This window comes from Butyricicoccus intestinisimiae (assembly GCF_018918345.1).
Lineage (GTDB): Bacteria > Bacillota > Clostridia > Oscillospirales > Butyricicoccaceae > Butyricicoccus_A > Butyricicoccus_A intestinisimiae.
This window is the reverse complement of record NZ_JAHLQI010000001.1, coordinates 484,978-509,559: the sequence shown is the minus strand read 5'-3', so window position 1 is coordinate 509,559 and position 24,582 is coordinate 484,978. Positions and strand designations below refer to the sequence as shown.

The 24,582-nt window shown below is 50.8% G+C and carries 18 protein-coding genes and 1 other annotated feature; of the genes, 11 read left to right on the top strand and 7 right to left on the bottom strand.

Annotated features, from left to right (window positions below; all coding sequences use genetic code 11):
• Positions 1-71: 71 nt before the first annotated feature.
• Both pheT and pheS read right to left on the bottom strand, forming a co-directional pair.
• A complete protein-coding gene (gene pheT, locus KQI75_RS02585; protein WP_216469118.1) occupies positions 72-2,471 on the bottom strand; it encodes a phenylalanine--tRNA ligase subunit beta in 2,400 nt (799 codons plus the stop codon).
• A 41-nt stretch (positions 2,472-2,512) separates the two neighbouring features.
• Complete coding sequence (gene pheS, locus KQI75_RS02580; protein WP_216469117.1) at positions 2,513-3,532, bottom strand: phenylalanine--tRNA ligase subunit alpha; 1,020 nt, start codon at positions 3,530-3,532, stop codon at positions 2,513-2,515.
• A 63-nt stretch (positions 3,533-3,595) separates the two neighbouring features.
• Positions 3,596-3,813, bottom strand: a binding site (T-box leader).
• Between the two features lie 212 nt (positions 3,814-4,025).
• Here pheS and KQI75_RS02575 point away from each other — a divergent pair.
• The gene (locus KQI75_RS02575) at positions 4,026-4,484 is read left to right on the top strand and encodes a divergent PAP2 family protein (protein WP_216469116.1); all 459 of its coding nucleotides are present in this window, start codon (positions 4,026-4,028) and stop codon (positions 4,482-4,484) included.
• 82 nt (positions 4,485-4,566) lie between these two features.
• Here KQI75_RS02575 and KQI75_RS02570 read toward each other — a convergent pair whose 3' ends face one another.
• The 3 genes from KQI75_RS02570 to KQI75_RS02560 are packed head-to-tail and all read right to left on the bottom strand — an operon-like array spanning position 4,567 to position 8,314.
• Positions 4,567-6,090 (bottom strand): ATP-binding protein, encoded by a 1,524-nt coding sequence (locus KQI75_RS02570; protein ID WP_216469115.1) that lies wholly within the window; start codon positions 6,088-6,090, stop codon positions 4,567-4,569.
• Between the two features lie 6 nt (positions 6,091-6,096).
• The gene (locus KQI75_RS02565) at positions 6,097-7,440 is read right to left on the bottom strand and encodes a vWA domain-containing protein (protein WP_216469114.1); all 1,344 of its coding nucleotides are present in this window, start codon (positions 7,438-7,440) and stop codon (positions 6,097-6,099) included.
• A 13-nt stretch (positions 7,441-7,453) separates the two neighbouring features.
• The gene (locus tag KQI75_RS02560; protein WP_216469113.1) at positions 7,454-8,314 is read right to left on the bottom strand and encodes a leucine-rich repeat protein; all 861 of its coding nucleotides are present in this window, start codon (positions 8,312-8,314) and stop codon (positions 7,454-7,456) included.
• Positions 8,315-8,419: 105 nt separating this feature from the next.
• Between KQI75_RS02560 and KQI75_RS02555 the strand changes: the two genes are divergently transcribed.
• The gene (locus KQI75_RS02555; RefSeq protein WP_216469112.1) at positions 8,420-9,085 is read left to right on the top strand and encodes a CatA-like O-acetyltransferase; all 666 of its coding nucleotides are present in this window, start codon (positions 8,420-8,422) and stop codon (positions 9,083-9,085) included.
• A gap of 170 nt (positions 9,086-9,255) precedes the next feature.
• Here the strand turns inward: KQI75_RS02555 and KQI75_RS02550 are convergent, their stop codons facing one another.
• Positions 9,256-9,903: a type I phosphoribosyltransferase gene (locus tag KQI75_RS02550; RefSeq protein ID WP_216469111.1), complete on the bottom strand. Its 648-nt coding sequence runs from the start codon at positions 9,901-9,903 to the stop codon at positions 9,256-9,258.
• Positions 9,904-10,142: 239 nt separating this feature from the next.
• On the opposite strand from KQI75_RS02550, the gene KQI75_RS02545 reads away from it, so the two are divergent.
• Positions 10,143-13,571 carry a pyruvate carboxylase gene (locus KQI75_RS02545; protein ID WP_216469110.1) on the top strand — a complete coding sequence of 1,143 codons (3,429 nt, stop codon included), beginning with the start codon at positions 10,143-10,145 and terminating at the stop codon, positions 13,569-13,571.
• A 157-nt stretch (positions 13,572-13,728) separates the two neighbouring features.
• Positions 13,729-14,388: an NUDIX hydrolase gene (locus KQI75_RS02540; RefSeq protein WP_216469109.1), complete on the top strand. Its 660-nt coding sequence runs from the start codon at positions 13,729-13,731 to the stop codon at positions 14,386-14,388.
• 69 nt (positions 14,389-14,457) lie between these two features.
• Here KQI75_RS02540 and KQI75_RS02535 read toward each other — a convergent pair whose 3' ends face one another.
• A complete protein-coding gene (locus KQI75_RS02535) occupies positions 14,458-15,114 on the bottom strand; it encodes a phosphoribosyltransferase (protein WP_216469108.1) in 657 nt (218 codons plus the stop codon).
• A 291-nt stretch (positions 15,115-15,405) separates the two neighbouring features.
• Between KQI75_RS02535 and KQI75_RS02530 the strand changes: the two genes are divergently transcribed.
• From KQI75_RS02530 to KQI75_RS02500, 7 genes are all read left to right on the top strand, one after another.
• The gene (locus tag KQI75_RS02530) at positions 15,406-16,332 is read left to right on the top strand and encodes a DMT family transporter (RefSeq protein WP_216469107.1); all 927 of its coding nucleotides are present in this window, start codon (positions 15,406-15,408) and stop codon (positions 16,330-16,332) included.
• Between the two features lie 75 nt (positions 16,333-16,407).
• Positions 16,408-17,598, top strand: a complete 1,191-nt coding sequence (locus tag KQI75_RS02525) for a phosphopentomutase (RefSeq protein ID WP_216469106.1) — start codon at positions 16,408-16,410, stop codon at positions 17,596-17,598.
• A 113-nt stretch (positions 17,599-17,711) separates the two neighbouring features.
• A complete protein-coding gene (locus KQI75_RS02520; protein ID WP_216469105.1) occupies positions 17,712-18,143 on the top strand; it encodes a MarR family winged helix-turn-helix transcriptional regulator in 432 nt (143 codons plus the stop codon).
• Positions 18,144-18,176: 33 nt separating this feature from the next.
• Complete coding sequence (locus tag KQI75_RS02515) at positions 18,177-19,913, top strand: ABC transporter ATP-binding protein (RefSeq protein ID WP_216469104.1); 1,737 nt, start codon at positions 18,177-18,179, stop codon at positions 19,911-19,913.
• Between the two features lie 2 nt (positions 19,914-19,915).
• Positions 19,916-21,835: an ABC transporter ATP-binding protein gene (locus tag KQI75_RS02510; RefSeq protein ID WP_216469103.1), complete on the top strand. Its 1,920-nt coding sequence runs from the start codon at positions 19,916-19,918 to the stop codon at positions 21,833-21,835.
• A gap of 118 nt (positions 21,836-21,953) precedes the next feature.
• Entirely contained in the window at positions 21,954-23,999 is a 2,046-nt protein-coding gene (locus tag KQI75_RS02505; RefSeq protein ID WP_216469102.1) for a M14 family zinc carboxypeptidase, read from the top strand.
• A gap of 13 nt (positions 24,000-24,012) precedes the next feature.
• The gene (locus tag KQI75_RS02500; protein ID WP_216469101.1) at positions 24,013-24,570 is read left to right on the top strand and encodes a hypothetical protein; all 558 of its coding nucleotides are present in this window, start codon (positions 24,013-24,015) and stop codon (positions 24,568-24,570) included.
• Positions 24,571-24,582: the final 12 nt, after the last annotated feature.

Sequence of the window (24,582 nt, the reverse complement as noted above, 5' to 3'; positions counted from 1 at the left end):
AGAGCCCTCCTTTCAACTATCTATCATGATAATACAAAAAATCAAAATTGTAAAGGATTGTAAAGGATATTTTACTGACGAAGTTTTGCATCGAACTGCTTTTCGAGGGCAGCGATTGCCTTCTTCATTGCGTTGTCGCACTCTTCATCGGTCAGCGTGCGGTCACTGCCGCGCAGGCGCATCGAATAAGCCACGCTCTTTTTGCCTTCCGGAACCTGATCGCCCTTGTATACGTCAAACAGGGAAACGGCCTCCAGAATGCCGCCGACAGTCTTTGCGATCGCCTTTTCCATGTGTGCAACCGGAATGGAATCATCGCACAGAACGGCGATGTCGCGGGTGGATGCCGGATACTTCGGCAGCGGCTGATACAGCTTGTCGGTGTTGGCATGTGCGAACATCACATCCAGATTGATTTCTGCTGCCAGAAGTTCGCTCTTGCCGGCGCCGTAATTCTTAGAAATGACCGGATGAATGGTGCCAAAGATGCCCAGCTCGGTCTCGCCGGTCAGGATCTTTGCGCAGCGTCCCGGATGATAAGACGGGTTGTCGGTTACCGGCTCGAAGCTGACGTCAGACACGCCGCTCTCGCTCAGAATCTTTTCAAGCATGCCCTTGAACTGGAAGAAGGACAGGCGGCCGTATGTGCCCATGGTCAGGATATGCGGCTCCTGCGGCAGCACGTCAGCGTTTACCTTGCCATCCTTGATTTCCGGCAGATATACCGTAGCAACCTCGTACAGGCTTGCAGTCGGGTTTCTGTGGTTCAGGTTGTGCATCAGGCACTCCAGCATAGACGGCAGGGAAGTGGTACGCATGATGCTGAAATCCTCACCCAGCGGGTTGAGAATGGTGACGGACAGACGCTTCTCGCTGTCCTCCGGCAGACCGATGCTGTCATACATCTTTGGGCTGCCGAATGAGAAGTTTTGTGCCTCGTCAAAGCCGCAAGCGCGTGCATATACGCCGATGTTCTTCTCAAAGGACTGCTTCGGGGACAGACCGCCGGCAGCGGTGCCGCCAAACTGCGTCGTCGGAATGTTGTCATAGCCGTACATGCGGGCAACTTCCTCCGCCAGATCGCACATGCGGGCGATATCCGTGCGGTAGAACGGAACGATGACTTCATCGCCTTCGATGACAAAGCCCAGACGATTCAGGTATCCGATGATTTCCTCGCGGCTCAGGTCAATGCCGAGCAGCGCGTTCATCTTTGCGCACTCCAGCGGCAGACGCTTGTGCTCGTCGCTGGTTGCATCAACATCAATCACACCGTCGACGACTTCGCCGGCACCCAGCATCTCAATCAGTTCACAAGCGCGGTTGACAGCGTCCAAGGTCATGCGCGGATCCAGACCCTTCTCAAAACGGCCGGAAGCTTCGGTGCGCATGCCCAGCTTCTGTGCTGTGATACGGACGGTTGCGCCGTGGAAGTTTGCAGACTCAAAGACAACGGTCTGGGTCTTTTCGGTGATTTCACTCTCATAGCCGCCCATGACGCCTGCAACAGCGGTAGCAGTGGTGCCGTCTGCGATGCACAGCATATCCTTGTCGAGAGAATGGTTTTCACCGTCCAGTGTCTGGATGCATTCGCCATCTTTCGGGCGGCGAACGACAATCTTGCCGTCCTTCAGGCAGGAGTAGTCAAATGCATGCATCGGCTGGCCGTATTCCAGCATAACATAGTTTGTGATATCAACAATGTTGTTGATCGGACGAACACCGGCAGCGTGCAGACGCTCGCGCATCCAAGCCGGCGAAGGCTCAATCTTGATGTTCTTCACCAGACGTGCGGTGTAGCGCGGGCACAGATCGGTTGCTTCCACTTCCACGGACAGCTCATCGTTGATACTGCCGCCGATGCCCTTGACAACCGGCTCGTGCAGCTTGAGCTCGCGCTCAAAGGTAGCAGCGGTCTCGCGTGCCAGACCGATTACGCTGAGGCAGTCCGGACGGTTGGAAGTGATTTCGAAGTCGGTCACGTATTCATCCAGACCAACCAGAGTCTTGATGTCCACACCGACCGGTGTGCCTTCCGGCATGAGCAGCAGGCCATCCGGATTGCCGTACGGGATTTCATTCAGGGTCAGACCCAGCTCCTCGTGTGAGCACATCATACCGTTGGACGGTACGCCGCGCAGCTTGCCCTTGGTAATCTTTACGCCGCCCGGCAGGTAAGACTTGTGCAGAGCAACCGGAACAACACGGCCGACCTCTGCGTTCGGAGCACCGGTGACAATCTGAATCGGCTCATCCTTGCCCACGTCTACCTGACAGATAACCAGATGGTCAGAGTCCGGATGCGGTACGTTGGACAGAATTTTGCCTGTAACTACATTTTTAATTTCATCGCCGAGATAAACGACTTCTTCCACCTTGGAACCGGACATGGTCATCTTGTCCGCATATTCCTTGTTGGAAATTCCGGTCATATCTACAAATTCGGCAAGCCAGCTCATTGGCAGCTTCATGATTTCATTCCTCCAAAAGTCAAATATATTCCAGCAATCAATTAAAACTGGTGCAGGAAGCGCACGTCATTTTCATAGAACATGCGGATATCGGTAATCTTATAGCGGCTCATAACGATACGCTCCAGACCGATGCCGAATGCATAGCCGGAGTACTCGTTCGGGTCAATGCCGCAAACCTCCAGAACCTTCGGATGAACCATGCCACAGCCGAGAATCTCAATCCAGCCTTCGTTTTTGCACAGCGGGCAGCCGGCACCATGGCACTTGAAGCACTGCATATCCATCTCAGCGGACGGCTCCGTGAACGGGAAGTGGTGCGGGCGGAAACGAACAACGGTATCTTCGCCGTACAGCTTCTTTGCGAACTGCTCCAGAATGCCCTTCAGATCGGACATGCGGATGTTCTTGTCAACGACCAGACCCTCGATCTGATGGAACATCGGAGAATGGGTTGCGTCTACTGCGTCGGAACGGAATACGCGGCCCGGTGCAAGGATGCGAATCGGCGGCTTTTTGTGCTCCATCGCACGAATCTGCATCGGAGAGGTCTGCGTGCGCAGAATGATATTGTCAGAGATATAGAAGGTATCCTGTGTATCGCGCGCCGGATGATCCTTCGGGATATTCAGCGCTTCAAAGTTGTACCAATCGGTCTCAACTTCCGGACCATCGGCAATGTTGAAGCCCATGCCGATAAAGATATCCTTTACTTCATCGAGAACGATGTTCAGCGGATGCTTCTTGCCAAGGGTAAATGCTTCGCCCGGCATGGTAACGTCAATGGTCTCGCTCTTGAGCTTGGCAGCCAGAGCAGCTTCTTCCAGACGTGCCTTGTTCTCGGACAGACCGGTTTCGATTGCAGCGCGCAGATCGTTGACCATCTGACCAAAAGCCGGACGCTCTTCCGGAGTCAGGCTGCGCATGTTTTTCATCAGCGCAGTTACTTCACCCTTTTTACCCAGGTATTTGACGCGAATGGCGTCAAGCTCGCGAGAATCCTTACAGGTCTGCATAGCCTGCTCGGCGAGCTCGCGAATGGACTTTAATTTTTCCTTCATTTGTTAAAACAACTCCTTGAAAGATTTAATAACACTAAAAAAACCTTTCGCACCCCTATCAAAAACAGGGACGAAAGGTCAGGGAACCTCCGCGGTACCACCCAAATTCCGGTACAAACCGGCTCTTTGTGACTGATAACGGGGTCTCCCGCCGGTGATTTTGGTCACCGGAGCTCCCGGGCGAACTTCAGCAATCCATTTCAGCAGGCAGCTTCCAGCCAATGACTGCCAATCTCTGATGCTGCAGGGCTTTGCGTACTTTTCCCGTTCGTTGCTTTTCCGTAGAATCAATATTCTATTTATTTATACCACAGAATGCGGGGAAAAGCAAGGAGTTCTGGAGAGATTCTTTTTGGAGTTTGCCGTCCAATATATTTGACAAACCTGCAATGCGTTAAGAAAAAGTTGATTTTGTTGGTTTTTATGGAAAATCATGGGGATATGTGATATACTCTCCGGTGAACAAAATATAACAAAGGATACGAGGGATTGCATGGAATACGTGATGGGATTGGTGACAAACAAGGTGTTGCTTTCCGCTGTCGCGGCATGGTTTGTCGCGCAGGGTTCAAAGATCATTCTTGACGTGATGAAGGGAACTTTTACGTTCAAGCGGCTGTCCGGTGGCGGAGGCATGCCGAGTGCGCATTCGGCAACCGTCGTCGGACTGACAACGGCGACGGCAATTGTCTATGGCACCGATGGGTTTGAATTTCCAATGGCATTGTTCTTCGCCATTATTGTGATGTATGATGCTGTTGGCGTGCGGCTGGAGACGGGACGCGAAGCAAAGGCACTCAATCGGCTGCGCCGCAGAGACCTGCAGGAACACAAGCAGCCGGTTATGGAACAGGAATTGGAAGAAAAAATCGGGCATACTCTGCCGGAAATTATCGCCGGTGTTTTGGTCGGCATCGTTGTCGCAATCATGATCTGTCATTTTCTTCCGTAAAGCAAAGAACGGACAGCCACGGCTGTCCGTTTTGCTTACTTGTTCATAAAATAAACCTGTCATCAGATTGTCGACAAATGGTTTATTCTAACACCGTCAAAAAACTGTGTATTTTTTTGATGTCACCCATCAGCTCTTGCTTTTGCTTGCCGATCATCAGCTCCTTGTTGCAGCGCGTATATGCTTCGCTGCCGTTTTGACCAATAAACCAGGTGCAGAAGAAATTGGTGTTGAGCTCGGTCACAAAGACGACCATTTCTTGGCTCTTGCCAAATGTTTTGGTCAAGAAATCAAAGGCGTGCTCCAGCATCGCAGAGGCCTGTTCTGTCTGTGCGTCCATATCTGCAACGTCCTGTTGGAATCGTTCGGAAATTTTGGCAAAACCATCCTCGTTGGAACGAATGGCTTCGGCGCTGAGCATATGCGCGTCTGCTTCAAGTGCCTGTGCGGATTTCAAGATAGCTGCGGCTTCTCGGCGGTCGACCGCGGATGCTTTTTGACGAGCCGAGAGTTTTTCTCTGACGCGGGCAGCTTCCTGCGTCAGCAGGGTCGGCAGTGTATCTTGTTCCATCCGGCGCTTGACGGATTTCAAGCTCTCGAACAGCGTCGTAATCTGCATGTCCAGATAATAGGACGCGGAAAATGTTACGGTCAGTCTGCCAATGAGCATGCCTATCACGCTCAAGCGCTCATCAAACGGTGCGCCTTGTAATCGCTCTATAGCAGAAGCAGGAAGGTTTCCCGCGAGAATTTCCTCTACATGATAATCCGATTGATATTTTTGGAATAAATCATAATATGCGGCAAAATCCCGTGCAATTTTCGGATGCTGAATGTATTCGAGAATGACCGATTCATCTATCGGCAAATTCAGCTTTTCACACGCCAGCAAAAACTGGGAGAGATCTTCCCAGCCGCGCGCGGTGACGAATGCTTGTCCGTCCACCGTCGTCTCAAACGTGTAGAAGTGCTGCTTTTTGATGTCTAGATATGACAGAATAGCCGCATGTATTTGTCTGCGGTACGCGTATTTTTTCCAGACATCGTAATCTTCCCGCACATCAATGCGTTTGAGTCGGTCAAGTGTCACAACATCGAAATCGCGGACGGATTTGTTATACTCCGGCGGATTGCCTGCCGCGACAATGACCCATCCGGCGGGCACGTGATGACTGCCAAAAGATTTGCGCTGCAAAAATTGCAGCATAGTCGGCGCGAGCGTTTCCGAAACGCAGTTGATTTCATCAATAAACAAAATGCCCTCTTGCAGGCCGGTTTCTTCGATTTTATCGTGTACAGATGCGATAATCTCGCTCATGGTGTACTCGGTGATTGTCATTTCTTTTCCGCCGTACTGGCGCTTGGTCAGATAGGGGAGACCGATGGCACTCTGGCGGGTGTGATGCGTGATGGTATACGAAACCAAGCTGATGCCGCATGCGCTGGCAGCCTGCTCCATGATAGCGGTTTTGCCGATGCCCGGAGGGCCCATGAGCAGAATCGGGCGCTGATGCACGGACGGAATCAAATATTGTCCGTCCTCATCCTTTGCCAGATATGCTTGGACGGTTCGGATAATTTCCTGTTTTGCACGCAAAATATTCATAATATATTAGCCTCTTGTCAAATCAGATTCACTTAGTACGAGCTTCATTGCCCATGGCGGGACAAGATGCTCTGCATAAGAATTGTCGAAAAATATAAATGCAGCGTCATACGGCGGGCGCTTTTTCGGGTATACACCGACGCCGTCCGTGAAAAACAGCAGGCCTTGCAGCTGCAGGAGTTCGCCGCGCTGCTGCAGCTGTTCGATGTAATCAAATACGGGACGAAAATCCGTATCGCCGTTGCCGCTGACATCAAAGTTCTGCAGCATGTCATTGAGATGCTGCGGGTCGGTGATTTTGGTATCCGATTGGATGCCTGCGTCGCACTGTATGATATGCACGTTGACCGTGCGGAAAAAGCTGTTGCCGTCCAATAAAATCGTGACGGTTTCTTCCAAAAATTTCTTGACCAATTCGCCGCTGCAGGAGCCGGAGGTGTCAATCGCGATGACAAAATCATGAATCTTTTTGCATTCGCGATATTCCAATTCTTCCAGCATCGGCATGTTGGGATACAGCTGTAAGCTGTAGTTGTAAAAGCCATAGTCAAAGCTGTCTGGATCCACACGGACTTCTTCCCGCGTCACGGCAAATTTTCGCAAAAATGCGCGGTAGTCGTATCGCTGGCGGTTTTCAATTTGCAGATGCTGCCGCAAATTGCCAGCCATCAGACTGACTTCGCGCTGGATGGTTTCTATGGATGTCTGCGTCTTTTGGCTGATGTCTTGCCAGGTCTGCTCCACCTCGTCTTTGCTCGGCGGGGGAGGGGATGGAGAATCTGCGGGGTTGTCACCGCTCGGCTGTTGCTGCTGTTTATCGTCTTGCAATTGCTCCCAAAAGCGATGGTCATCCACGGAAAATTCCCGCCGCATGCCGATTTTTTGACTGTATGTCATTTTTGTCAGTACGTCATAGACCTGCTCGGCGTTCAAAACAGACACCTGCAGCGAGTCATAATATTCCTGTCTGCGGTCGGTGATAAGCCGCTGGATACAGGGGTAATCCAGCGAGTCTATGATGGATTCCACTGCGATGTCACAGGCGAGATTCCAGTCCTCCGGATCACGCTGTTCCGCCTGCGTCATATGGCGGAAAATACAATGCAGAATGATATGTAAATACATCCGGTTGACCGCGATGGGGTCATCCTCGTAGTTGTGAATGAGGTAGTTCGGATTGTAAAACAGATGTACCCCGTCCGTCGCAATTGTGCGGGTCTGTAAATTCAAATCATAGCTGAGCGCGGAGAGCGCCAAGTCCAGATACCGCATGGAGAGATAGAGCTCACTGCGGCACAGAGACAGAATGCGCGTGCCGATTTGTATGAGTTGTTCGTGCAGCGGATTCATGGGCGAGCCTCCTTTATAGTGCAAACCGATTTTTCTTTTTTCCAAAGTGCTTGAGCCGATAATCCATCATCAGGCTGACCGCCTCCGGCTCATCCAGTTCGGAAGCCTTGCCGATGGCATAGGACACGACGGATTCGGACAGCAATTCTTCATCCAGCATGAGCTGCAGGCGCGGCAGATTTCGCTGTTCCAGCAGGCGAGATATCACTGCATCTGCCTGCTTGGTCAGGTAGGAGATATATTGTTCGCGCGCGTCTGGCAGCAGGCGATATGGATATAACAGCCGATAAAACGCAATGTCCTGTGCGGTTTCCGGTGCATCTTCGCGCACGGCACGCGAAAAGGTCTTGTCATATTCACGAAAATCAATGCCTTTGCGTGTGACACACATGCGGTAAAACGAACCGGAGCCATAGGTTACCGAGCGAAATTCTCTCGGCGGAATGATTTCCTGAAAGGCGTAGTCATACGCCGGAAACAGTAAGGTGATGGTTTCACCACGCTCGTGAATGGTCAAAGTGATTTCGTTGGTGAAATCGGTCACGAGACTTTTGAGCCAAGTCAGACCGTTTACGGAAATCGCGTGCAGATTTCGGCAATTTTTAAATGCACCGTCTCCGACAGAGCGTAAGCCGTGCGCCAGATGCAGCTGTTCCAGCGCGTGACAGTTGTAAAAAACGTGATTTCCGATGTCCTCAACACACGCGGGCAGCGACACGCGCTGTAATTGTTCGTGGTTTGCAAACGCGTAGTCCGCAATCTCCACGACTGGCTTTCCATGTGCCTGCGCAGGGACGGTGACGTGCGCAGCGTGACCGATATATTTTTTGAGCACCGCACCGCGGGCAGTTTGTTCAAAAAGCAGTTGTTCCATGATGCTCCTCCTGTTTTCGGTTTCTATTGTACCACTCGTTTTGCTTCTATGCCATAGCTATTTATATGTGATATAATAAAAGAAAACTCAAAGAGGTGACGCAGCATGGAACAAAACTATCCGGCTTATCGGGCAATCCGTATGGACACGTGGCCTAGGCGAGAACACTTTGCGTATTATCGGCGTCAGATTCGCTGCGGCTACTCGCTGACGGTGCGCATGGATGTGACGAAATTGGCGGCATTTGCAAAAACACAACACTTGCATTTCTTTCCGTGCTTTTTGTATGCCGCCTCGCGAACCGTCAATCAGATGGATGAGATGAAAATGATGCTGACACCGGAGGGCGGTGTGGGGATTTGGAAGGTCTCTCATCCGAACTTTACGATATTTCACGAGGACGACAAGACATTCAGTGATGTTTGGATGCAGTATCAGCCGGACTTTTCGGCGTTTTATCAGGAATATTTGGATGTGATGCGCAAGTATGGCAATCGGCATGGAATGAAAGCGCGGGAAAACCAGCCGATAAATTTTTTCTGCATCAGCTGCGTGCCGTGGCTGGATTATACCGGCTATTTCACGTATACGGCGGGAGAGGCAGATCCGGCATTGTTCCCGATTCTCGCGTTCGGCAAGTATACCGAACACAATGGTGTATGTACCCTGCCGGCATCGCTCACGATTTCTCATGCCGCGGCAGATGGATACCATAGCAGTCTGTTTTTTCATCAGCTGCAGGAAAATTTGAATCAGACGGAGACGTGGTGAAATATTTAAAATTTGCAATAATATCAGCATATAAAAACAGCAAAAACACGCAGGAGGAGAGAAGCTTCCTGCGTGTTTTTGCTTGTGCCTGCATCGCTTGGCTGAAGAGATGCACTGCATGAGAATAGGAAAGAGTGTGAATTGGAGATGGTATAAGCACATGTATAAAATCAAAGCTGGGAATATCCGTAGGAATTCACCAAGGCTTCAATCGGCGTGTTGTTTTTGCAAAACGGACAGTCGCGGCGCTGATACGATGCGTAGCCCGGAATGTCGTCTGCGGTGAAGATATTATGGACGGCAATACCGTCCACGTCCGCAACGGCACTAAATATGGTGCATACGCTTTTGAGATTGCCGCCGTAATACTCAATGCATTCCATGCCGCGGCGAATGCTGATGCCGGTCGTCACGGTAGCCATGAGGAGTATGACGTTTTTCTCGCACACCATGGGTTCGACATTTTCTCGAAAGAACATTTGCCCATTGTTTGCACATTCCGGACAGATGACGTAAATCTTTTTGTGCTCGGAAGCGGGTGTCTTTTTTTGCAATTCAACAGAGAGAAACGCACCAATAATACCGGTTCCGTCCAGACAAATGATGGTATCAATGGAATCTATATCCTTGTACTGGTTTGCCAGCGCGTGTGCACATTTTTGTGCATCCTCTTGGCTGGATTTCAGCATGGTCAAATCAATAAAGTAATTGACATGAGAATGACTCGTGACGAAATGACCGGGAATGGCTTGAATCGGTACAATGTTGCCAAATTTATTGGAGCTGAACTGAACCATTCTGGTGTGCAGCTTTTCCATGATAAAGCCCTCTTTCTGTTTGGCGTTGCCGCCGTTGTCCGTTTCTTGTCTTTTAGTATACGCTTTTTTTCATGGCGCGATTTGCCGTTTTATGGGTGAAATGTTCCATTTTTCGCATGAATATCTGATTTTTGTTTGTCTGAGTTGCTGCAAAATTTAACCGAGACACAGAAGATCATTGTTTCTGTAAAAAACGTATACTGAAAAGCAATTACAAATTATGAAGATGAGGTGATCTTGTGACACAGAAGCCGTTCAAGAAGGTGCTTGCGGCAAATCGCGGTGAAATCGCGATCCGTATTTTCCGTGCTTGCTACGATCTTGGCTTGCGCACGGTGGCAATGTATTCTCATGAGGATATGAACAGCCAGTTCCGCACGCATGCAGATGAGGCATATGAAATTGGCGTCAACAAAAGTCCGGTAGGAGCGTATCTGGACATTTCCGGCATCATCAGACTTGCGAAAAAACGCGGTGTAGACGCAATTCATCCGGGATATGGTTTTTTGTCAGAAAACGCTGCGTTTGCACAGGCGTGTGAAGAAGCGGGCATTCAATTTATTGGACCGCCGAGCAAGATCCTCGCCATGGTGGGTGATAAACTCAGCGCGAAGGAAATCGCCATCAAGGCGGGCGTTCCGATTATTCCGGGATGTACCGAGCCGCTGCAAAACGCACAAGATGCGCTGGAGAAAGCGGTGTCGTTCGGCTTTCCGGTCATCTTAAAAGCAGCTGCGGGCGGCGGTGGCCGCGGCATGCGGCGCTGCAATACACCAGAAGAAGTCGAACCGGCTTTTGAACTGGTGAAAAATGAGGCTCTGAAGGCATTCGGCAACGATGACATCTTTATCGAAAAGTTCCTTGTAGAGCCGAAGCACATCGAAGTACAGATTTTGGCGGACAACTACGGCAATTGTTATCACATCGGTGAGCGAGACTGTTCTTTGCAGCGGCGCTATCAGAAGGTTGTGGAGTTCGCGCCGGCATTCGCGGTAGAGGAATCCGTGCGGAAACAGATTCGGGAGGATGCCGTTAAAATTGCGAAATCCGTCGGTTATGTCAATGCCGGCACATTGGAATTCCTGGTAGATAAAAACGGCGACTATTATTTTATCGAGATGAATCCGCGCATTCAGGTAGAGCACACCGTGACAGAAATGGTCAGCGGCATTGATCTGGTGCGCGCGCAAATTTTAATTGCAGAAGGACATCCGCTGTCGCATCCGGAGATTGGACTGCGCACACAGGATGATGTGAAAATCAACGGATATGCTGTACAGTGCCGCGTCACAACCGAAGATCCGGCAAATAACTTTGCACCGGACAACGGAAAAATTACCGCATACCGCACGGGCGGCGGCTTTGGTGTTCGTCTGGATGGCGGCAATGCGACAACGGGAACGGTTATTTCTCCGTACTATGACTCGCTGCTCGTCAAAGTAACGTGTCATGACAATACATTCCGCGGCGTGTGCCGAAAGGCACTGCGTGCCATCAACGAAGTACGTGTGCGCGGCGTCAAAACCAACATTCCGTTTGTCACAAATATTTTGAGTCATCCGACCTTTCTGGCGGGCAAATGCCATACCAAATTCATTGACGACACGCCGGAACTGTTTGATATTGTCGGTTCCCGTGACCGCGCGACGCGTGTTTTGAAATATATTGGCTGTATTGAAGTGAACCGGCCGGACAAAGACCCAAAGCTGTATGAAACGCCGCGATTCCCCGAAGGAAGCGGCAATCCAAAGCCGGGCTTGAAACAATTGTTAGATGCACAGGGGCCGCGCGCACTCAGCAATTGGGTGTTGGAACAGAAAAAACTGCTTATCACGGATACGACCATGCGAGATGCCCACCAGTCGTTGCTGTCCACGCGCATGCGAACCCGTGATATGGTAAAGGGCGCAGACGGTACGGCGGATATTTTGGCGGATTGTTTTTCGTTGGAGATGTGGGGCGGTGCAACGTTTGACGTGGCATTTCGTTTCCTGCATGAATCGCCGTGGGAACGGTTGGATTTGCTGCGTGAGAAGATTCCGAATATTCCGTTCCAGATGCTGCTGCGCGGCTCCAACGCTGTGGGGTACGCAAATTATCCGGATAATGTTGTGCGGGAATTTATCAAACAGAGTGCAAAGAGCGGCATTGACATTTTCCGCGTGTTTGACTCGCTGAACTGGCTGCCGGGGATGTCCGTGGCCATTGACGAAGTATTAAATCAAAATAAATTCTGCGAAGGTACCATTTGTTATACCGGAGATATTCTGGATAAGACGAGAAATCACTACACTTTGGATTACTACGTCAAGATGGCAAAGGAACTGGAAAAGCGCGGCGTACACGCAATAGCCATCAAAGACATGTCCGGCTTGCTCAAGCCCTATGCGGCAAAAGAGCTGGTTCATGCGCTCAAGCAGGAAATTGCCCTGCCGATTCATTTGCACACGCACGATACGACGAGCAATCAGGTGGCAACGCTGCTCATGGCGGCGGAAGCCGGTGTTGACATTGTTGATACGGCGATTGCGTCCATGTCCAGCCTGACCTCTCAGCCGTCTATGAACGCGGTTGTTGCTGCTTTGCAGGGAAATCCGCGGGAAACAGGGCTGAAGCTCAATGAGCTGCAAAAGCTGACGGATTATTGGGCGGATGTGCGCCTGCGATACAAGAACTTTGACCGCGGACTCAAAACACCGGTGACGGATATTTACCGATATGAGATTCCCGGCGGTCAGTACACGAATTTGGAGCCACAGGTTGTTTCTCTGGGATTGGGAAGCCGATTCCAAGAGGTCAAAGAGATGTACAAGACCGTCAATGACATGCTGGGCGATTTGATTAAAGTCACACCGTCCTCCAAGATGGTCGGAGATTTGGCTATTTTTATGGTACAGAACGATCTCACACCGGAAAATATCGTTGCGCGCGGTGAATCACTGACGTTTCCGGATTCCGTGGTCTCATACTTTAAGGGGATGATGGGTCAGCCGCCATGCGGATTCCCGGAGGATATTCAAAACGTTGTGTTGAAGGGGGAAACGCCGATTACCTGCCGCCCGGGAGAGCTGTTGGAACCGGTTGACTTTGAACAGGTGCGTAAGGAGATTGAGGCATTTCATCCCAACCCGGATATGCGTGATGTAATCTCATATTGCCTGTATCCGAAGGTTCTGGAGGATTTTTGGCACTATGACCGCGAATATGGATATCTCATGCGCATGGGTTCGCATGTATTCTTCTACGGCATGCAGGTCGGTGAAACGACACAGATTAACATTGAAGATGGTAAAACGCTGGTTATCAAGTATCTGGGGCTTGGAGACCGCAACGATGACGGCACAAGACAGGTAATTTTTGAGCTGAACGGCAGTCGGCGCGAAGTCACTGTGCCAGACAAAAATGCAGAGTCCACCGCCAATGCCGTGATTATGGCAGATCCGAAGGACAGAGGCCAAATTGGCGCATCTATTCCGGGTATGGTGACCAAAGTGCACGTCAAGGCGGGCGATATGGTAGAAGAAAATCAAGTAATCGCCGTTGTCGAAGCGATGAAGATGGAAACCTCGGTCGTTGCGCGCATGAGCGGTCACATCGAAGAAGTATTCATCCAAGAGGGCAGCAGTGTCAAAGCCGGTGAACTGCTGATGACAATGAATTGCTGCTAATTTCTATATAATTTATATACCTATTCCTATTCTCATTTCACTTAACAATGCAAAAAGCTGTGTTCCGCGCGGGATGCAGCTTTTTGCACTTGTCCGTGTACAGGCAGCGCGATTCCTGCTATAATAAAAACAGAAATTCAGGCAGGAGGTATTGTGTATGGAAAAACCGAATATTACAAAAGAGACCACGGAGACATTGCTGGAAACCAAGTTTTTGAAGGTGTTTGACTTGCAATATGCGCCGGGAAAACACTACTTTGACGCGACGCGCCGCAGCAAAGAAAATCTGGTTGCTCTGCAGTCGGAAGAACTGTGCAAGACCATGCTGCCGGACGCTGTGACCTGCATTGTCGTGCTGCAAGAGGCGGACAAAGAGGCGAAGCTGCTGCTGACATACGAATTTCGTTATCCGACCGGTCAATTTTTGCTCAGTCCGCCCGCAGGTCTGATAGACCCGCAGGACAAGCAGACCGAACAGCCTCTTTTGGAGACGGCCGCGCGGGAGATTCAGGAGGAGACCGGATTGACGATAGAGGAACATGACAGCATGCATGTTGTAAATCCGTGTCTGTTCAGCTCGACGGGCATGACGGACGAGAGCAACGCGCTGGTGTGCGCTGTGCTGCATCCGGAGGATTTATCGCATCTGACGCAGGCGGGTGCGGTTGGCTCCGAGTGTTTTGACGGATTTGTGCTGTTGAGCAAGGCGGAAGCACAAGAAATTCTGCGACAGGGACGCGACGCGCATGGCATGTTTTATTCTGTCTATACGTGGGCGGCTCTGCTGTACTTTGTCTCGGATTTGTGGGAACAATAAGTGCTGTATGCCATGGCGAATTCCAAGCAAAAAGACGTCCGAATGGACGTCTTTTTGCTTGGAATTTTCTTATAACTTTGAGTAGCCAAACGAATTGACAATGGCTTCAACCGGAACGTTTTTCTGACAGAACGGGCAGGTAGTGCGGTCATACGAAGCGTATCCGTGAATATCCTCCTTGGTGAAAATGGTATTGACAGCAATGCCGTCCATCTGACCGACAGCGCTGAACAGGGTGGCAACGCCGCGGATAAGACCGCCATAGTATCCCATGCACTCGATGCCGCGGCGGATGCTGATACCGGTTGTTACCGATGCCAGAAGCAGAATCACGTTTTTGCCGCGTACCATCGGTTCGACATTTTCGCGGAAGAACAGCTGACTGTTTGCTGTGCGCTCCGGCGTGATGACGTAGATGGATTGATGGGCGTTATGGATGGTGTGGCCGGCGCTTTCCAGCTCGGATGCCATGAATGCGCCGATGATTTCCGTGCCGTCCAGACAAACAATGGTGTCAATCGGAACCGGTATGTGTGCGTACTGCTGGGCAAGTACATGTGCGCACTGCTTCACCTCGCTCAGACGTGATTTCATGGTTGTCAGATCAATGTAGTAGTTGATGTGCGAGTGATTGGTGACGAAATGCCCCGGGATTGCTTTCATCGGAACAACCGATCCATATTTTTTGGATGGAAACTTCACAATTCTGGATTCAAATGAACTCATAGGCTCCTCCTTTTCTGATACACAAAACCATCTTCTGGAATAATTGCACATTTTATCTCATAACATGCGGGTTAAACTATACATAGTATACAACATTGTTACACAATATGCAAGTTTTATCTTTGTACGCTTGTTATTCAACAAAAATAACATTTTGTTCAATAAGTGCAGCGCGATAAGACATCGGTGTGCAAAGATTCAGGTGTTTGGGGTGGTGATAAAAATGCCATGGAACATTGCCGCTTGATGTGCTATAATGAGGCTCGAAAACAAAAAGCAGGTGGTAAAGAAATGGATAAAGCAACACATTCGCACTTGATAAAGGGGTATATCATTACAATTTGCGGCGGACTGGGCTGGGCGATAGGAGGTGCCTGCGGACAGATTTTATTCCGCGACTGCGGTGTTGATGCGGATTGGCTTGTGCCGATTCGCATGTTTTTGGCGGGCCTTATGGTGCTGGCGATTGCCAAGCTGTGCGGCAAGCCAATCGGTGCGGTTTGGCGGGATAAGGCTTCTATTTTTCCGCTGCTGGTATTTGCATTGATTGGCACGGCAATGTGCCAATACAGCTATTACGCGGCGATTCAGTACACCAATGTCGCGTTTGCAACGGTCATGACGTACATGAGTCCGATTGTGATTTTGCTTTTCGTGCTTGTGCACAGTCGGAGACTGCCCAAGCTGTATGAATTGACCAGCGTGATTTTGGTCGCTGTCGGTGCAACACTGTGTGCGACGCACGGCGATTTGTCGGCGCTGGCCGTGCCGCCGATTGGTCTGGCGTGGGGACTCATCAGCGCGGTCTGCTTTGCATTTTATACGCTGTGTCCGCGCCGCCTAATGCAGAAATTTGACGTCATGAGTATTGTCGGCTGGGGTATGACGATTGGCGGCGGTATGATGCTGCTGATTTTCCGCCCATGGACAAGGCAGGGGGTACAGTACAATGTAAAACTGTTTGTGCTCATGGCGGTTGTGATTGTATTCGGCACAATCCTCGCATTTAATTTGTATCAGACCGGCTGCAGCATTGTCGGCAGTATGGTGGGCGGCGTGCTGTCCTCCGTAGAACCGGTGGCATCCGTGATTATCTCCGCGTTTTTGCTGCATACGAGCTTTGTTGTGCAGGATTTTGCAGGCTTTGCGCTGATTCTTATCACGATTCCGATTATGACACTCGGAGACTATCGGGAAGTTCGGGCACAAGGCAAATAACTCTGGAGAAATTGTTCCAAACAGCGTATAATAGAATCAATAAGAATACACGATAATAAGAAAGGAGACGATGATATGAAAAAATATCGTCGCATTTTTGTCGTTGTATTGGATTCGCTCGGAGCGGGAGCGATGGATGACGCTGCGCAGTATGGTGATGCCGGAACAGACACTTTGGGACATATTTCGGCATCCGTTGAGCGATTTACCATTCCAAATTTGCAAAAACTGGGTCTTGCGAATCTGCATCCGCTCAAGCAGGTTGCGCCGGTCGAGCATCCGCTCGCGCGGTATACGACCCTGCGGGAAGCGAGCTGTGCCAAGGACACGATGACGGGACATTGGGAAATGATGGGCTTGCGCACGACGGTTCCGTTTAAAACATTTACGGACACCGGTTTTCCGCCGGAGCTGATTGCAGAATTGGAAAGACAGACAGGGCATAAGTGCATTGGCAATAAGAGCGCAAGCGGCACGGTTATTTTGGACGAGCTGGGCGAGGAAGAAATTGCCACAGGGCATATGATTGTGTATACCTCTGCGGATTCTGTGCTGCAAATCTGCGGCAATGAGGAGACCTTTGATTTGCAGGAGCTGTATCGCTGCTGTGAGATTGCGCGAAAAATTACGATGCGTGACGAGTGGAAAGTTGGACGTGTCATTGCGCGTCCGTATGTCGGCAAAAAGCGCGGCGAATTTGTGCGCACAAGCAATCGGCACGATTATGCCGTCAAACCCACCGGACGCACAGCGCTCAATGTCCTGAAGGATGCCGGATTTGATGTAATTTCCATTGGAAAAATCAACGATATTTTCGTTGGAGAAGGCATCACCGAAGCGCAGAAGTCTAAAAGCTCCGTGCACGGTATGGAGCAAACCATTGCGATGACGCAGCGCGACTTCACAGGTTTGTGCTTTGTCAATCTTGTAGATTTTGACGCACTGTGGGGACATCGGAGAAATCCCGTTGGCTATGCGCAGGAAATAGAACGGTTTGACAAGAAATTGGGCGAGCTGCTGCCATTGCTGCGCAAGGAAGATTTGCTGATTTTGACTGCGGATCATGGAAATGACCCGACGCACACCGGTACGGATCATACGCGGGAGCGCGTGCCATTTCTCGCACATTCTCCATCCATGCAGGAGGGGAGAAGGCTGAAAGAAAAGCCCACGTTCGCCGTAATCGGCGCATCTGTTTTGGACAATTTTGACCTTACTATGCCGGAAAATACAATTGGCACTTCGATTTTGCCGGAACTCATTTGATGGAAAATCCCGCTGGAGCACAGCGGGATTTTCATACTCATGCAAAACATCTATTGACAATAAAAATTTACTGTGCTAAAATGTGTAGCATACTACAGTTAGGAGGCGAAGTAATGAACGATTGCGGTTTGCACGCGGATGATTTGGGCTATCTCATCAAGCAGATCAGTGACAAGATGCGGGCGAACGCAGACGCCGTGTTTCGCAAACATGGGCTGACCTATTCGCAAGTGCACGTGCTGAGCTTTGTGCAGGCATGCGGCGGCAGTGCGACGCAGAAAGAAATTGAAATCTACTTGGATGTGTCTCACCCGACAATCGTCGGCTTGGTATCGCGCCTGGAAAAATCCGGATTTGTGACTTCGCATGTGGATGAGAACAATCGGAGAAACAAAATTGTTTGCGTGACGAAAAAAGCTCAGCAGACGCGCGAAAGTTTGGAAATAGAGCGCCAAAAAACAGAACGGCGTCTGGAACAAGCGCTGGGACAGCAAGAGCGTGAACAGCTCATGCATTTGCTCAGCCGACTGAGTCAAATTTTGTAACCAAAAGAACGGTATAGAAAGGAGATTGCATTCATGATAAAAATGTTAATGGGCAGCATCCGGCAGTATAAACGGGAATCCTTGCTGTCTCCGCTGTTTGTCGCGCTGGAAGTGGTTCTGGAATGTCTGCTTCCGCTCGTTATGGCAAGCATGATTGACAATATGACAGGCAACAGCATGGCGCCGATCATCAAGTATGGCATTGCACTGGCATGCATGGCAATGCTGTCGCTGCTGTGCGGTGCATTAGCCGGCAAATATGCGGCAACCGCGTCGTGCGGCTTTGCAAAAAATTTGCGGCAGGATTTGTTTTTCAAAATTCAAGATTTTTCCTTCGCGGATATTGATACATTTTCCACGTCTTCCTTGGTGACGCGTATGACCACGGACGTCACCAATGTACAAAATGCCTATCAAATGATTATCCGTGTGGCAGTCAGAACGCCGCTTATGCTGATTTTCTCGGTCATCATGGGCATGTCCATCAGTGTGCGCATCTCGCTGATTTTTCTGGCGATGATTCCGATTATCGGCGGCGCACTGCTCGGCATCGCATGGCATGTGTTTCCGATTTTCAAACGGATTTTTAAGAAATATGACCGCATGAATGAGTCGGTACAGGAAAATATCGCGGGCATTCGTGTGGTAAAATCCTTTGTTCGAGAGGATTACGCACGAGAAAAATTTTATGCACAGTCGGAATCCGTGCGCCGTGATTTTACACACGTAGAAAAGATTCTGGCACTCAACGCGCCGATTATGATGTTTGGTATTTATGTTTGCATGCTGCTCGTCAGCTTGGTTGGCGCCAATATCATTATTTCCTCGCACGGCAGCGCACTGACAACCGGCGAACTCTCCTCGCTCATCAACTATGGCGTTCAGATTCTGGCATCCATGATGATGTTCTCGATGGTATTTGTCATGTGCATGATGGCGGCAGAACCGGTTCAGCGTATCACCGAAGTGCTCAAACATGAAAGTGTATTGGAAAATCCGGAAAACGGCAAAAAGACCCTGCGCGACGGCAGCATTTCCTTCGATCACGTGTCCTTCCGCTATTCGGACAAAAGCAAAAAATATGCACTGTCCGATATTACATTTGATATTCCATCCGGTGCAACCATCGGTATTATCGGCGGCACCGGCTCGTCCAAGACATCGCTGATTCAGCTGATTTCCCGTTTGTATGACACCACGGAGGGCAGCGTCCGCGTCGGCGGCGCGGATGTGCGCGAATACGATTTGGAGTCGCTGCGCAGTGAAGTTGCTGTGGTGCTGCAGAAAAATATCCTGTTTTCCGGCACCATCAAAGAAAACCTGCGCTGGGGCGATAAAAACGCCAGCGATGCAGAGCTGGAACGCGTATGCCGCTTGGCACAGGCGGATGAATTTATTCAGCAGTTCCCGCAGAAATATGACACGTATATTGAACGCGGTGGCAGCAACGTTTCCGGCGGTCAGAAACAGCGGCTGTGCATTGCCCGTGCGCTGCTCAAAAAGCCAAAGATTTTGATTCTGGATGACTCGACTTCCGCTGTCGATACCAAGACCGATGCGCTGATTCGGCAGGCGTTCCGGCAGGAAATTCCGGACACTACCAAGATTATCATTGCACAGCGCATCTCGTCGGTAGAGGACGCAGACCAGATTTTCGTAATGGAGGACGGCTGCATTGTCGAGCGGGGCACGCATGATGAACTGGTGGCACGCGGCGGCATTTACCGTGAAGTGTACGATTCCCAGACCAAGAGCAGAGAGGAGGCATAACCATGGCAAACCATGCAAAGAAAAACAAACGACCTGCTGCAAAAAAGGGAACGTTTGGCAGACTGTTCCGGTACCTGTTTGATCACTATGGGATGCGGTTGATTGTCGTCATGCTGTGCATTATCGTCAGTGCCGTGGCTTCTGTCATTGCAACGGTTTTTTTACAGCGATTGATTGATGAATGCATTGTACCGGGTATTTCTTCGGGCATGGGAGCGGTACAAAATCTGCTTGTCCATATTCTGCTCACGATGGCTGTATTTTATGTGCTCGGCGTGCTTGCGGCATTTACATATAACCGCATCATGGCGACGGTCACACAGGGCACGCTCAAGCATCTTCGCGATGACATGTTTCATGGCATGGAAACACTGCCAATTCCGTATTTTGACACGCATCCGCACGGTGACATCATGAGTACCTACACCAATGATACCGATGCGATTCGTATGCTGATCGGCCAGAGCCTGCCGATGCTCACGCAGTCGGTGCTGTCGGTTCTCGCCATGCTTGGCATGATGCTGTACTTCAGTGTGTGGATGACCATTCTCGTTTTGGTATTTATCGGTGTCATGCTGACAATTTCCAAAAAGTTCGGCGGTGCCAGCGCCAAATATATGATGGCACAGCAGCGTTCTCTGGCGACAGAGGAGGGCTTTGTCGAGGAAATTATGAGCGGTCAGAAGGTTGTACAGGTGTTCTGCCATGAGGAAGAGAGCAAGCGGGACTTTGTCAAGCTCAATGAAAAGCTGTTTCATGACGGCGAAAAGGCAAACCAGTACGGCAATGTGCTCATGCCGATTTTGAACAATCTGGGCAATTTGATGTACGTACTGCTCGCCGTGCTCGGCGGCACGCTGGTGATTCTGCATGCGCCGAACATCAGCTTGACCGGTGTAGATACCATGACACTGGGCATTATCATTTCATTCCTCAGCATGACTCGTCAGCTGTCGCAGACCATTGGTCAGGCATCCATGCAGGTGTCTATGGTTGCCATGGGCTTGGCAGGTGCAGGCCGTGTGTTTGAGCTCATTGATCAAAAGGCAGAAGAAGATCACGGCTATGTGCATCTGGTCAACGCAAAGAAGGATGCAGACGGCAATATCATCGAGTGCGAGAAGCCGACCGGCATGTGGGCGTGGAAACACCCGCACAGTGCGGACGGAACGGTTTCGTATCGAGAGCTGACGGGCGATGTGCGTCTGGAACATGTCAATTTTGGCTACACGCCGGATAAGACCGTCCTGCATGATGTCACGCTGTATGCAAAGCCGGGACAGAAGATTGCATTTGTCGGCGCGACCGGCGCAGGTAAGACAACCATTACCAACCTGATTAACCGGTTCTATGACATTCAGGACGGTAAGATTCGCTATGACGGCATCAACATCGAAAAGATTTGCAAGCCGGATTTACGCCGTTCGCTCGGCGTAGTGCTGCAGGACGTCAATTTGTTTACCGGAACCGTGATGGACAACATTCGTTACGGCAGATTGGACGCAACAGATGAGGAGTGTATCGCTGCCGCCAAGCTGGCAAATGCGGACAGCTTTATCACGCGTCTGCCGGACGGCTATCAGACAATGCTGACCGGCAACGGCGCGCAGTTGTCGCAGGGACAGCGCCAGCTGATTTCCATTGCGCGTGCCGCTGTGGCGGACCCTCCGGTTATGATTCTGGATGAGGCGACTTCGTCCATCGACACGCGAACCGAGGCTCTGGTACAGGCGGGTATGGATAATCTGATGAAGGGCAGAACGGTATTCGTCATTGCACATCGGTTGTCTACCGTCCGCAACAGTGAAGCGATTATGGTACTGGATCACGGCCGCATCATTGAGCGTGGCACCCATGACCAGCTCATCGAGCAAAAGGGCGTGTATTATCAGCTGTACACCGGCGCGTTTGAACTGGAATAAAAATAGATTTTTTATCCCCCTCTCCGGATATCTTTTTGGATATCCGGAGAGGGGGATTTTGGGTTTCCAAGTGCGGGGAACCATGTTATACTAGAGGAAACAGAAGGGAGGAATTGCAATGAAAACAAAGAGAACATGGACGGCGTGCATCGCACTGTCTCTGTCCGTCCTGTGCGGTTCTGTGCCTGTGTATGCGACAGAACCGGCACAGGAGAGCATCGCTCAGCAGGATGTACAGATACAGGCGCCGGCACAGGTGCAGGCAGCCGCATTGGAGACCGGCGGAGTGCAGCTGACATGGGACGCTGTGCCGGATGCAAGCGGTTATCGCATTTATCGTCGAAATCAGGATGCATGGGAGCTGCTGCACATTGTCAAAAAGGCAGAAAAAACCAGCTACATCGACAAAACAACGGTCATGCAGACGGAATACACGTATATGCTTCGCGCGTATACACAGACAAACGGGACGATAAAACTGGGAGCTGCCAGCCAAGAAGTGACAGCGACAACGGTCGCTGTACTTGGAACACCGGTTATGCGGGCAGCCACATCCAACGATCCAAACAGTCTGACGATTTCTTGGAATGCCGTGGGCGGCGCAACCGGCTATGAGGTATTTCGCAAGGCGGAAGGAGAGCAGGACTGGAGCCGTATGGCGGAAACATCCGGTCTGTATGCGACCAGTTATGTAGATCATTCTGTGGTGTGCGGAAAGGCGTACTCATACACGGTGCGCGCATGCTGCGAGAAAAACGGAAACCGCCTCTATGGCACATATGATCCGCAGGGCATTGTTGGGCGAGCTGTTCCGGAGGCACCGACGCTCACGGCATCCAGCAATTCCTCTACCAGCGTTTCTTTGTCATGGACAAAGGTGTCCGGCGCAAATGGCTATCATATTTATCGAAAGACAGATGCCAATGGCACGTGGACATATGTCAATTCCGTCGGGGAGAACAATACCGGCTATCAGGACTCCGGTTTGACGGCGGGCAAGCGATACTATTACGCGGTTGCGGCCTATTGTACGCTGCCGGATGGTTCTCAGTACATCGGAGACCTCAGTGCAGCGGTCAGCGTGGTTCCCAAACTGGCGGCGCCGAGCCTGAAAAGCGTAGCTATGGGCAAAAAGGGACTGGTGTTCCAGTGGAATACCGTGTCCGAAGCCAATGGCTATATTATTTATCGCAAAGCGGATGGCGGCAGCTGGAGTCAGATTGCAACGGTTGGTTCTGGCGTGACATCCTATGAGGACAGCGGCAGCCTCAAGGACGGCGGCGCGTATGTCTATACCGCGGCGGCAAAGATGGCTTCGGGAGAAGCTGGATTGTACAATACAAATGGCCTGCGCGGTGTGTATTACAGCTATCAGGCGGCGATAAACTCCGGAACTCTGCCGGACAATATCGCTCTGCCAAACGTGCGCAAAGAGACCTTCGGAACAAGTGCAGAAGGACGGGCACTCAATGCGTATACCGTCGGCACGGGCGCAAAGCATATGGTTCTGAACTTTGCCATCCATGGCTGGGAAGATAATTGGAATCGAGACGGCTATGAATTGGTACGGGTTTCCGTGCAGCTGCTGGAAAAGCTGTCCGCCAATGCTTCGACGGTTACCAATCGCGGATGGTCTGTGACTGTGGTTCCATATGTCAATCCGGACGGCATTGTCAGCGGCACGACAAACAATGGTCCAGGCCGATGCAGCACCTACCGCTATAATACGTCGGATTCTCTCGTCAAGGGCGGCGTGGATATGAACCGCTGTTTCCCGACCGGATTTAAGCAGTACACCAGTGCGCGCAATTATACCGGTCCAAATCCGCTCATGGCGAAGGAAGCGCGCGCATTGAAATCTCTGATTGACAACAAAAAGGGCTCGTCGACCAACGTATATATGGACGTTCACGGTTGGACACAGCAGATTTTAACCAACACCAGCGGTTCCGGTTTTGTATATGCAACGATGCATCAATATTTTCCGAACAATTCGGCGGGCGGCCTTGGCGGAGGCTATGTCACGCGTTACGCGAAGGAAAAAGGCTATAGCGCTTGCCTGTTTGAGTTCCCGCGCAATGTCACTTCGCACAGTGTCATGGTAAACAAGGGATATCATACGAAATTTGTCAATGCGATTTGGAGCATGATTACCAATCATTGAGGAGGGATGCGGCATGAAACGGTGGGCAATGCTGGGATTGATGCTGTTGCTGCTGTGCGGCTGCGGCAAGCAGACCATTTCGCTTCCGGAAGCGCAGCAGCCGGACAGAGAGCCTAAGCCGTCTGCATCGGAAGGCTCAGGCGAGACCGCGCAGGTGCAGAAAGAGAACACAGAGAATGACACGGACTCCGCGGAAACCGATGCGTCCGGAAAGGCATATCAGCAGAAGTATTTCACGAATGAGGCAGCTTCTGACGCGGAGACCATCCGCGCAGACGCTGCGCCGCGTGAAGAAACCGCACAAGTGGATGCGGATGAAGCGCAGTGCAACGCCATGCTGGAATATGCGCGCTGTTTGTATCCGGACTATCAGGCGGATCATGCAGAATTGAGCGAAAAACTCGTAGATGGTACGGCATATCTCTTTGCTGCGATTGCAGACAAAGACGGTACGACATTTTGCACCATCGCATACAACGCGCAAAAAGATATTTACTATCTATACGATAGTGAGATGAACCAACTGATTCCGATTGAGTACGACGAATATGGTGTTCGATTGGTCAGCTGACAGGAGGAAACA